13 protein-coding genes and 2 tRNA genes are annotated in these 8,775 nt (G+C 66.1%); 14 read left to right on the top strand and 1 reads right to left on the bottom strand.

All coding sequences use genetic code 11. The annotated features are described in order from the left end of the window. Window positions 1-180: transposase (locus BMX16_RS16750; RefSeq protein ID WP_143058086.1), on the top strand; the 180-nt coding region annotated here is incomplete at its 5' end. Window positions 181-499: 319 nt separating this feature from the next. Here the strand turns inward: BMX16_RS16750 and BMX16_RS16745 are convergent. Next, a tRNA-Thr gene (locus tag BMX16_RS16745) sits at window positions 500-574 on the bottom strand. An 84-nt stretch (window positions 575-658) separates the two neighbouring features. On the opposite strand from BMX16_RS16745, the gene BMX16_RS17705 reads away from it, so the two are divergent. The 13 genes from BMX16_RS17705 to BMX16_RS16685 all read left to right on the top strand — a co-directional run bounded on the left by BMX16_RS17705 (window position 659) and on the right by BMX16_RS16685 (window position 8,642). Beyond that, complete coding sequence (locus tag BMX16_RS17705) at window positions 659-823, top strand: hypothetical protein (protein ID WP_177174718.1); 165 nt, start codon at window positions 659-661, stop codon at window positions 821-823. Between the two features lie 166 nt (window positions 824-989). After that, window positions 990-2,255 (top strand): UDP-N-acetylglucosamine 1-carboxyvinyltransferase, encoded by a 1,266-nt coding sequence (murA, locus tag BMX16_RS16740; RefSeq protein WP_089905872.1) that lies wholly within the window; start codon window positions 990-992, stop codon window positions 2,253-2,255. Next, window positions 2,252-2,728, top strand: a complete 477-nt coding sequence (locus tag BMX16_RS16735; protein WP_089905870.1) for a DUF2948 family protein — start codon at window positions 2,252-2,254, stop codon at window positions 2,726-2,728. Before murA ends, BMX16_RS16735 begins: the two co-directional genes overlap by 4 nt. A gap of 97 nt (window positions 2,729-2,825) precedes the next feature. After that, window positions 2,826-4,130 carry a histidinol dehydrogenase gene (gene hisD / locus BMX16_RS16730; RefSeq protein ID WP_089905868.1) on the top strand — a complete coding sequence of 435 codons (1,305 nt, stop codon included), beginning with the start codon at window positions 2,826-2,828 and terminating at the stop codon, window positions 4,128-4,130. After that, window positions 4,127-4,606, top strand: a complete 480-nt coding sequence (locus BMX16_RS16725) for a UPF0262 family protein (RefSeq protein WP_089905866.1) — start codon at window positions 4,127-4,129, stop codon at window positions 4,604-4,606. The genes hisD and BMX16_RS16725 overlap by 4 nt, the downstream gene beginning before the upstream one ends. Continuing rightward, window positions 4,596-5,081, top strand: a complete 486-nt coding sequence (locus BMX16_RS16720; protein ID WP_425434043.1) for an arsenate-mycothiol transferase ArsC — start codon at window positions 4,596-4,598, stop codon at window positions 5,079-5,081. Before BMX16_RS16725 ends, BMX16_RS16720 begins: the two co-directional genes overlap by 11 nt. Next, window positions 5,078-5,506, top strand: a complete 429-nt coding sequence (locus BMX16_RS16715; protein ID WP_089905864.1) for a YqaA family protein — start codon at window positions 5,078-5,080, stop codon at window positions 5,504-5,506. The genes BMX16_RS16720 and BMX16_RS16715 overlap by 4 nt, the downstream gene beginning before the upstream one ends. 96 nt (window positions 5,507-5,602) lie before the next feature. Continuing rightward, a complete protein-coding gene (gene infA, locus BMX16_RS16710; protein WP_056038395.1) occupies window positions 5,603-5,821 on the top strand; it encodes a translation initiation factor IF-1 in 219 nt (72 codons plus the stop codon). A gap of 66 nt (window positions 5,822-5,887) precedes the next feature. Further along, entirely contained in the window at window positions 5,888-6,487 is a 600-nt protein-coding gene (locus tag BMX16_RS16705; RefSeq protein WP_089905862.1) for a Maf family protein, read from the top strand. Beyond that, window positions 6,484-7,545, top strand: coding sequence for a ribonuclease E/G (locus tag BMX16_RS16700; protein WP_089905860.1), 1,062 nt, complete (start codon window positions 6,484-6,486; stop codon window positions 7,543-7,545). The genes BMX16_RS16705 and BMX16_RS16700 overlap by 4 nt, the downstream gene beginning before the upstream one ends. Continuing rightward, entirely contained in the window at window positions 7,542-7,715 is a 174-nt protein-coding gene (locus BMX16_RS16695; RefSeq protein WP_089905859.1) for a DNA gyrase inhibitor YacG, read from the top strand. Before BMX16_RS16700 ends, BMX16_RS16695 begins: the two co-directional genes overlap by 4 nt. 91 nt (window positions 7,716-7,806) lie before the next feature. Continuing rightward, window positions 7,807-7,881 (top strand) — tRNA-Phe (locus BMX16_RS16690). 425 nt (window positions 7,882-8,306) lie between these two features. Next, on the top strand, window positions 8,307-8,642 hold the full coding sequence (locus BMX16_RS16685) for an AAA family ATPase (RefSeq protein ID WP_245731729.1): 336 nt from the start codon (window positions 8,307-8,309) through the stop codon (window positions 8,640-8,642). Window positions 8,643-8,775: the final 133 nt, after the last annotated feature.

The raw sequence follows: 8,775 nt of genomic DNA, 5'->3' as shown, positions 1-8,775 counted from the left end.
ACAACAAACCGCATCATCGCCAAAGTGCGTGCCAAGGTCGAGCATCCCTTCCGTGTCATCAAATGCCAGTTTGGCTATGTGAAGACCCGCTACCGCGGCCTCGCCAAGAACCGTGCCCAGCTCTTCACGCTGTTCGCCCTCGGCAACCTCTTCCTCGTGCGCCGAAAGCTGATGGCATGAGGACGAGTCCGCCTGGAAACAGGTGACAGGCCGCAACAGCGGCACAAAACGCATGACCAATGCCGCTTTCGGCTCCTAAATCCGCCCCCGCAGCGCTCAGGCGGTAATTGCGGCGCAGCCGACAGCGTTGATCAGATGTTCCTTAAGTACGGTCGAAGCGCTTCAGGGATGGCCAAACGCGAAAAATAACGCCCATCACGGTCCAGAAGATGACGCAATTTGCCGACCATGGCACACCCGTTTGTAACATGCTTTGTAACATCAGAATGGACAAAGCGTCGGCTATGTAAGGGTCTTGTGCAATATCAAGGTGTTCAGATGGTGCTGTGAGAGAGGATTGAACTCTCGACCTCACCCTTACCAAGGGTGTGCTCTGCCACTGAGCTACCACAGCATCCGTGGCGCGGAATTAGCGGACCTGTGCGAGGGGTGCAAGCCCTGTCTGGACCTAAAATCCGCGAAAGACTAGAACCGTGCCATGACTGATGAACATGCGTCCCCACCGCCGTCACGCGCCCCGGCAAAGCCGAAACCTGCGACCCGCGAGGATCGTCTGAAAGCCGCCCTGAAGGCGAATATGGCACGACGCAAGACGCAGGCGCGGGCGCGCAGCGAGGACGATCCGAGCACTGAGACGGAGTGAACCGCCGGCGCATGAGCCGCGGCGGGCAGCACACCGTGCAGTTCTACAGGGTTCGCAGACGGCGCGCCGGATCCGTCGGTACAGCCCCGGTACGGGCCACGACTGGACGCGACTGGGCAGGCGGGGTAACACCGCGCGAAGTGCAGTATCAGGAAAGAGCATCGCCATGGACTCCATCGTCGTCACGGGCGGACGGCCCCTGCAGGGCCAGATCGCGATCGCCGGGGCCAAGAATGCGGCCCTCGCCCTGATGCCTGCCACGCTGCTGTCCGAGGAACCGCTGACGCTGACCAATGCGCCGCGGCTGTCGGACATCAAGACGATGACGGCGCTGTTGCAGTCGCTGGGCGTGGAAGTCACCTCGATGCAGGATGGCAAGGTGCAGGTGCTGTCGAGCCATGCCATGACCTCGACCACTGCGGATTACGAGATCGTGCGCAAGATGCGGGCCTCGAACCTCGTGCTGGGTCCGCTGCTGGCGAGGCACCATCAGGCGGTCGTGTCGCTGCCGGGCGGTTGCGCCATCGGCGCGCGACCGATGGACATCCACGTCACCGCGCTGGAGGCGATGGGCGCGCAAATCGAGCTGCGCGAAGGCTATCTGCACGCCAAGGCCCCCGGCGGGCTGAAGGGCGCGCGTGTACCGCTGCGCTTTGCCAGTGTGGGCGCGACCGAGAACGTCCTGATGGCAGCGACCCTCGCCAAAGGCACCACGGTCATCGAGAACGCCGCGCGAGAGCCGGAGATCGTCGATCTGGCCCACTGCCTGCGCCGCATGGGGGCGCAGATCGATGGCGAGGGCACGTCCACCATCACCGTGCAGGGCGTCGACCGTCTGGGCGCCGCGACGCACCCGGTGGTGACCGACCGGATCGAGCTGGGCACCTACATGCTGGCCCCCGTGTTCTGCGGTGGCGAGGTGGAATGTCTGGGTGGGCGGATGGAACTGGTCGCGTCCTTTGCGGAAAAGCTGGACGCGGCGGGGGTCGACGTGACCCAGACCGACAAGGGGCTGAAGGTCCGCCTGCGTGGCGACCGGCCCCGCGCCGTCGATGTCGTCACCGAACCCTTTCCCGGCTTTCCCACCGACCTGCAGGCGCAGATGATGGCGATGCTGTGTCTGGCCGAGGGGACCTCGGTGCTGGAAGAGCGGATCTTCGAGAACCGCTTCATGCATGCGCCAGAATTGGTGCGGATGGGCGCGCGGATCGAGGTGCAGGGCGGGCAGGCCACCGTGCAAGGCGTGGACCGTCTGAAGGGCGCACCCGTGATGGCGACCGACCTGCGCGCCAGCGTGTCGCTGATCCTTGCGGGACTTGCGGCCGAGGGTGAGACGGTGGTGAACCGGGTCTATCACCTCGACCGTGGCTACGAGCATGTCGAGGACAAGCTGCGCGGTGTCGGTGCCCAGATCGCGCGGGTCAGCGCATGACCGAGGATGCCCGCTTTCAGGACGGCGTGAACCGCCCGCTGGCGCTGATCGCGCGGGATGCAGAGGACCTGCAGGTGATTTCTGCGCTGGTGCAGGATGCGGTGTTTCCGGCGTCCGAGATGCGCTGGACTCCAGCCGACCGCCGCTTTGCCATCCTGCTGAACCGCTTTCGGTGGGAGGATGCCGACCGTGCCGGCCGTCGCGACGATTACGAACGCGTGCAGGCGGTGCTGTGGATCGCCGATGTGAGCGCCGTGCGCTCTCAGGGGGTGCCGAAGGGCGATCCCGACACGATCCTGTCGCTGTTGTCGCTGGAGTTCCACGCCGAGGCGGACGGCAGCGGCGAGGTGGTGATGACGCTGGCGGGTGACGGCGTGATCGCGGCCCGGGTCGAGGTGCTGGAGGTCGTGCTGCGCGATGTGACACGGCCCTATGTCGCCCCTTCGCGCAAGGCGCCGCGACATCCCGACTGATTGCGGGCGCGGGACAATGGACTTTATGCCCCCGCAGGCAGTTTGCCCGGTCAGATGATGGACCGGGCACGTCGCGGGCACAGCGAGGATTGACGACATGCCACAGTTTCTGGATGCGGGCGATGCGGATTTCGAGGCACGGTTTCAGGCCCTGCTGGGCGCCAAGCGCGAGGACAGCCCCGACGTGGACGACGCGGTGGCGGCGATCATTGCGGACGTGCGCGCGCGCGGCGATGCGGCGCTGATCGAGCTGACAGCGAAGTTCGACCGCCTGACGCTGACGCCCGCGACCCTGCGGATCACGGAGGCCGAGGTGGATGCCGCCTGCGCGCAGGTCGGTGATGCCGACCGTGCGGCGCTGGAACTGGCCGCCGAACGCATCCGCGCCTATCACGCACGCCAGATGCCGCAGGACGCCCAGTGGACCGACGCGGCAGGCGCGAGCCTTGGCTGGCGCTGGACGCCGGTGTCGGCGGCGGGACTATACGTGCCCGGCGGGCTGGCAAGCTATCCGTCGTCGGTGCTGATGAACGCGGTACCGGCCAAGGTGGCGGGTGTGGGGCGGCTGGCGATGGTCGTGCCGACGCCCGACGGCGTGCTGAACCCGCTGGTGCTGCTGGCGGCGCGGATCGCGGGCGTGGACGAGATCTATCGCATCGGTGGCGCACAGGCCGTGGCAGCGCTGGCCTATGGCACCGCGACGATCGCCCCGGTGGACAAGATCACCGGGCCGGGCAACGCCTATGTCGCGGCGGCGAAGCGGCGGGTGTTCGGCAAGGTCGGCATCGACATGATCGCCGGTCCGTCGGAGATCCTGATCATCGCGGACGGCGACAACGACCCGGACTGGATCGCGCTGGACCTGCTGAGCCAGGCCGAGCATGACGAAAGCGCGCAGTCCATCCTGATTACCACCGACGCGGAATTTGGCCGCAAGGTGGCCGCCGCCGTCGCGGCACGGTTGCAGACGCTGGAACGTCGCGCCATCGCGGGGGCGAGCTGGCGCGATTTCGGGGCCATCGTGACGGTGCCCGATCTGAATGTGGCCGTCGCGCTGTCAGACCGCATCGCGCCGGAGCATCTGGAATTGTGTGTGGCGGACGCAGAAGCGCTGTCGGACCGCATCACCCATGCGGGTGCCATCTTCATCGGTGGCTGGACGCCGGAGGCGATCGGGGATTACATCGGCGGGCCGAACCACGTGCTGCCGACCGCACGGTCGGCCCGGTTTTCGAGTGGACTGTCCGTCATGGATTTCATCAAGCGCACGACCCTGTCCCGCATGACGCCCGCAGCGCTGGCCGCGATCGGCCCCGCCGCCGTGCGCCTTGCCACCTCGGAAAGCCTGCAGGCGCATGGGCTGAGCGTGCAGGCGCGCCTCGACCGGCTGAACCGGCCATGACGCGCATCGTCCACATCGCGCTGGACGACAGCGGTCTGCCGCCCCCGTCGCCAGAGATCGAGCAGGAGCGCCGCGTCGCGATCTTCGATCTGCTGGAGAACAATACCTTCGTGCTGCCCGTGCGGCCCGACCGGCCGACGCCGCCCGGCCCCTACCGGCTGGAACTCTCGATCCGCGAACGGCGGCTGGTGTTCGACATCACCGACGAAGAGCTGGGGCAGGCGGGCGCGTTCCATCTGTCGCTGGGACCGTTCCGGCAAGTAGTGAAGGACTATTTCCAGATCTGCGAAAGCTACTTCGACGCGGTCAAGACGATGCCGCCGAGCCAGATCGAGACCATCGACATGGCCCGCCGCGGCATCCATAACGAAGGGGCGCGCGTGCTGCAGGAACGTCTGGACGGCAAGGCAGAGGTGGACATCGACACCGCCCGACGCCTGTTCACCCTGATCTGCGTCCTGCACTTTGGCGGCTGAATCCGCCACCGGGGGTGCGGCGCCGGCCCTGCCGCAGTCGGTGCTGTTCTGCTGCGACCACAACGCCGTGCGGTCGCCCATGGCCGAAGGGATCATGAAGAAGCTCTACGGCACGCGGGCCTATATCCAGTCGGTCGGCGTGAACAACGACATGGAGATCGACGGCTTCGCCGTCGCCGTCTGCGCCGAGATCGGGGTGGAATTGTCGCGCCACCGGTCCCGCAGTTTCGACGAGATGGAGCAGTGGGGGGACGATCTGTCGTCCTTCGATCTGGTGCTGGCCCTGTCGCCCGCCAGCCAGCGGCGGGCGCTGGACCTGACGCAGTTCTATCACCTCGACGTGGAATACTGGCCGGTGCTGGATCCCACCGGCATGGTCGATGACCGCGATACGCGGATGGCGCTGTACCGTCAAACCCGCGACCAGATCATCGCCCGCCTGACCGAGCGTTTCGGCCCCCCACCCGGCGCGTGACGGCCCTCGTCGCGCTGTTCGCGGTGGCGCTGCTGGCGGCGACGATCCTGCCTGCGCAATCGGAGGCATTGCTGATTGCCTTGCTGCTGCGCGGCGAACTGTCGCCCGCGCTGCTGATAGCAGTGGCGACGGCAGGCAATGTGGCGGGGGCCGTGGTGAACTGGGGCCTCGGGCGGATGGTCGTGCAGTTCCGCGACAGGCGCTGGTTCCCGGTGTCGGCAGCGTCCCTTGCGCGGGCCGAGGACCGCTATCGCCGCTGGGGGCGCTGGTCGCTGCTGGCATCGTGGGTGCCGGTGATCGGCGATCCGCTGACGGTCGTCGCGGGGGTGCTGCGCGAACCGTTGCTGCCCTTTGTGGTGCTTGTGACACTGGCCAAGGGCGGGCGCTATGTCGTACTGGCGGCTGCGACGGGGGTGTTGGCGTGACGTCCCCCCTCTTTTGCGCTTGAAAAATCTGAAAATCAGGCGCATTGACACGCCGCAGCCGCCCCATGGGTGGCCCCATTCCAGACAGGAGACCACATGGCCAAGGATGAACTTCTCGAATTTCCGGGCGTCGTGAAGGAACTGCTGCCGAATGCGACATTCCGGGTCGAGTTGGAAAACGGCCATGAAATCATCGCACATACGGCTGGCAAGATGCGCAAGAACCGCATCCGCGTCCTCGCAGGCGACAAGGTGCAGGTCGAGATGACCCCCTACGATCTGACAAAAGGCCGGATCAACTACCGGTTCAAGTGACCGCGTGACGGTGGCGCGGCGCTGCGCCGCGCGCGTCCCACCCGCCCCACACATTCGGGTGATGACATGACACAGACCCCCTACAGACCGCGCCTGATTCTGGGATCGGGCTCTCCGCGCCGGCTCGAACTGCTGGCGCAGATCGGCGTCGTGCCGGATGCCGTGCTGCCGCCCGACATCGACGAGGATGTGGCACGCGGCGAGTTGCCCCGCGACTACGTCAAGCGGATCGCAGCGCAGAAGGTGGCGGCGATCGTGGCCGACCCGGACGACATCGTGCTGTGCGCCGACACGACGGTCGCCGTGGGCCGCCGCATCCTCGGCAAGCCCGCCGATGAGGCCGAGGCGCGCGTGTTCCTGTCGCTTTTGTCGGGCCGCAGGCACAAGGTGATCACCGCAGTGACGGTGCGGCGCGGCGACGTGATGCGTGCGCGTGACGTGCAGACCACCGTCATGATGAAACGCCTGAGCGTGGCCGAGATCGACGGCTATATCGCCAGCGGCGACTGGCGCGGCAAGGCGGGCGGATATGCCATTCAGGGCCCAGCAGGGGCGTTCATCCCGTGGCTCAACGGCAGCTTCACCGCCGTCGTGGGTCTGCCGCTGGCGGAAACCGCGACGCTGCTGACCGCCGCCGGATATCATTTGACAGGAGGCACCGCATGAAGGGCCGCACCATCATCCTCGACGACATCGACGGGATCGAGGCCGCCGCCCTGCTGGTGGACGGGCAGCTTGACGATCTGCTGATCGACACGCCCGACGCGCCGCGCCCCGGTGCCGTCTATCGCGCGATCTGCGACCGGCCGCTGAAGGGGCAGGGCGGCATGATGCTGCGCCTGCCAGAGGGTGCGACGGCCTTTCTGCGCAGCGCCAAGGGTCTGCGCCCCGGCCAGCCGATGCTGGTGCAGGTCACGGGGTACGCCGACGACGGCAAGGCGGTGCCCGTCACCGACCGCGTGCTGTTCAAGAGCCGCTTCGCCATCGTCACGCCGGGCAAGCCGGGCGTGAACGTCAGCCGCCAGATCACCGACGACGACCAGCGCGATGCGCTGCTGGTGCTGGCGCACGCGCATTTCGACGGCGGCGACGACACCGGGCTGATCCTGCGATCCTCCTGCGCCTATGCCACGGAGGACGAGATCGCAGAGGACATCGCCGCGATGCACGATCTGGCGCAGGCGATCATGGCGGAAGGCGAGGGGGCGGAGCCCGAGGCGCTGACCGAGGGCGACGGCCCGCACACGCTGGCGTGGCGCGAATGGACGATCCCGGCAGAGGTCGTGACGGAACCCGGTGGTTTCGCGCGGCAGGGCGTGCTGGACCAGATCGACGCCATCGGCCAGCCGCGCATCCCGCTGTCAGAGGGCACGATGTATGTGGAGGCGACGCGCGCGCTGGTGGCCGTCGACGTGAACACCGGCGGCGATACCTCGCCCGCCGCTGCGTTGAAGGTGAACCTAGCCGCCGCCCGCGTGCTGCCACGGGCCTTGCGGCTGCGCGGCCTTGGCGGTCAGATCGCGGTGGATTTCGCGCCGATGTCCAAGGCGCACCGCAAGCAGGTGGAACAGTCGCTGCGCGCGGCGTTCCGGTCGGATGCGGTGGAGACCTCGCTCGTCGGGTGGACGACGATGGGTCTGTTCGAGTTGCAGCGCAAACGCGAGCGGTTGGCGTGGATGGGCCTGCCGGTCAGAGGGACTTCGGTGGCGGGCAAGCGGGCATGAGCTGCCCGATCTGCGACCGCCCCACGGACGCGGATTACCGTCCGTTCTGTTCGCGCCGCTGCGCCGATGTGGACCTGGCCAAGTGGCTGACCGGCAGCTATGCGATCCCCGCTGCCCCCGAAGAGCAGGGCGACGACGAGGACTGGCAAAGCCCCGATAAACCTCACTGAAAAACCACGCCGACAATTCGCGAAATGCCTCTGGACACCCCCGCGTGGCTGACCTAGAACGCCGCTACCCGATGGCCTTGGCCATCCCGGTGCCCGGGTAGCTCAGGGGTAGAGCAGTGGATTGAAAATCCTCGTGTCGGTGGTTCGATTCCGCCCCTGGGCACCATTTCAGCAAACCGTGCATTGATTGAATGAAGCTTGGCGTCCGTCAGGCTGCCTACTTGACTGGGACATCTGCCAACTTCCTCTCCTCCCGCAAAAGCGGCTTGCGGCCGTGAAGGGTGGTAAGCGTTGCATTTGACCCCTTGATTGCCCTCTAAACCTCACGACATCACGTCAGCTAGTCTGCATCCGAACTATGATCGGAGGTGGCGATGACGGAACGTGAAGTCTGGGGGTATAAGATCCGGACATCCCCGTCGGGCAAAAGAATTTGGCCAAGCGAGCTCAAACGCGAGGCGACGAGGCGTCTTCGTGAAGAGGGGATGTCTCCCGGAGACGTCGCCGCCGAACTGGATGCCCACGAATGCCTCGTGAGAAAATGGTGGGTCGGTCAGAGATGGAGCCCCTGGTCTCCGCCTTCCGCCGATCTTGCTTGATGGCCCGCCTGGAATCGGCAAGAGTTTCTGGGCGCGACGGCTTGGTCGTCTCCTTGTGGTTCCGACAACTGCAATTGAAGCGACCAACGAGAATGCCTCTTTCGGTATCGTCGGTTCGCAGCGGGGGTGGGGAAATGCAGCCCCCGGACGTCTCATTTCCACGATGATCATGGAGCGTGTCGGAAATCCGGTCGTGGTCGTTGATGAGGTCGAGAAATCCGGAACAGCAAGGACCATGTCGGGCCGCGCGTTTGGCCTCGCGGAGGCGCTCCTACCCCTCTTGGAGCCCATGACCGCAAAATGCTGGAGTTGCCCCTTCTATCTGTAAGCGTCGTCTCCGTCCCATTGGGATTTCAGTTGCGGGCAGGATTTGCGACGAGGTCAGCCTGACGCTTTCGCCCTCGTAAGAGCTCAGAATGAGTTCACTGGGGATTCCCGGATGAGCTCATTGTGTGTGCGGG

Source organism: Loktanella fryxellensis, from assembly GCF_900110065.1.
Classification (GTDB): Bacteria; Pseudomonadota; Alphaproteobacteria; order Rhodobacterales; family Rhodobacteraceae; genus Loktanella; species Loktanella fryxellensis.
Note: the sequence above shows the minus strand (reverse complement) of the source record. Positions and strands in the feature narration are given on the sequence as shown.

Bases quoted from the DNA above. Each gene is read 5' to 3' on its own strand.
- BMX16_RS17705 (WP_177174718.1), top strand. From the start codon at position 659: ATGACTGATGAACATGCGTCCCCACCGCCGTCACGCGCCCCGGCAAAG.
- murA (WP_089905872.1), top strand. From the start codon at position 990: ATGGACTCCATCGTCGTCACGGGCGGACGGCCCCTGCAGGGCCAGATC.
- BMX16_RS16735 (WP_089905870.1), top strand. From the start codon at position 2,252: ATGACCGAGGATGCCCGCTTTCAGGACGGCGTGAACCGCCCGCTGGCG.
- hisD (WP_089905868.1), top strand. From the start codon at position 2,826: ATGCCACAGTTTCTGGATGCGGGCGATGCGGATTTCGAGGCACGGTTT.
- BMX16_RS16725 (WP_089905866.1), top strand. From the start codon at position 4,127: ATGACGCGCATCGTCCACATCGCGCTGGACGACAGCGGTCTGCCGCCC.
- infA (WP_056038395.1), top strand. From the start codon at position 5,603: ATGGCCAAGGATGAACTTCTCGAATTTCCGGGCGTCGTGAAGGAACTG.
- BMX16_RS16705 (WP_089905862.1), top strand. From the start codon at position 5,888: ATGACACAGACCCCCTACAGACCGCGCCTGATTCTGGGATCGGGCTCT.
- BMX16_RS16700 (WP_089905860.1), top strand. From the start codon at position 6,484: ATGAAGGGCCGCACCATCATCCTCGACGACATCGACGGGATCGAGGCC.
- BMX16_RS16695 (WP_089905859.1), top strand. From the start codon at position 7,542: ATGAGCTGCCCGATCTGCGACCGCCCCACGGACGCGGATTACCGTCCG.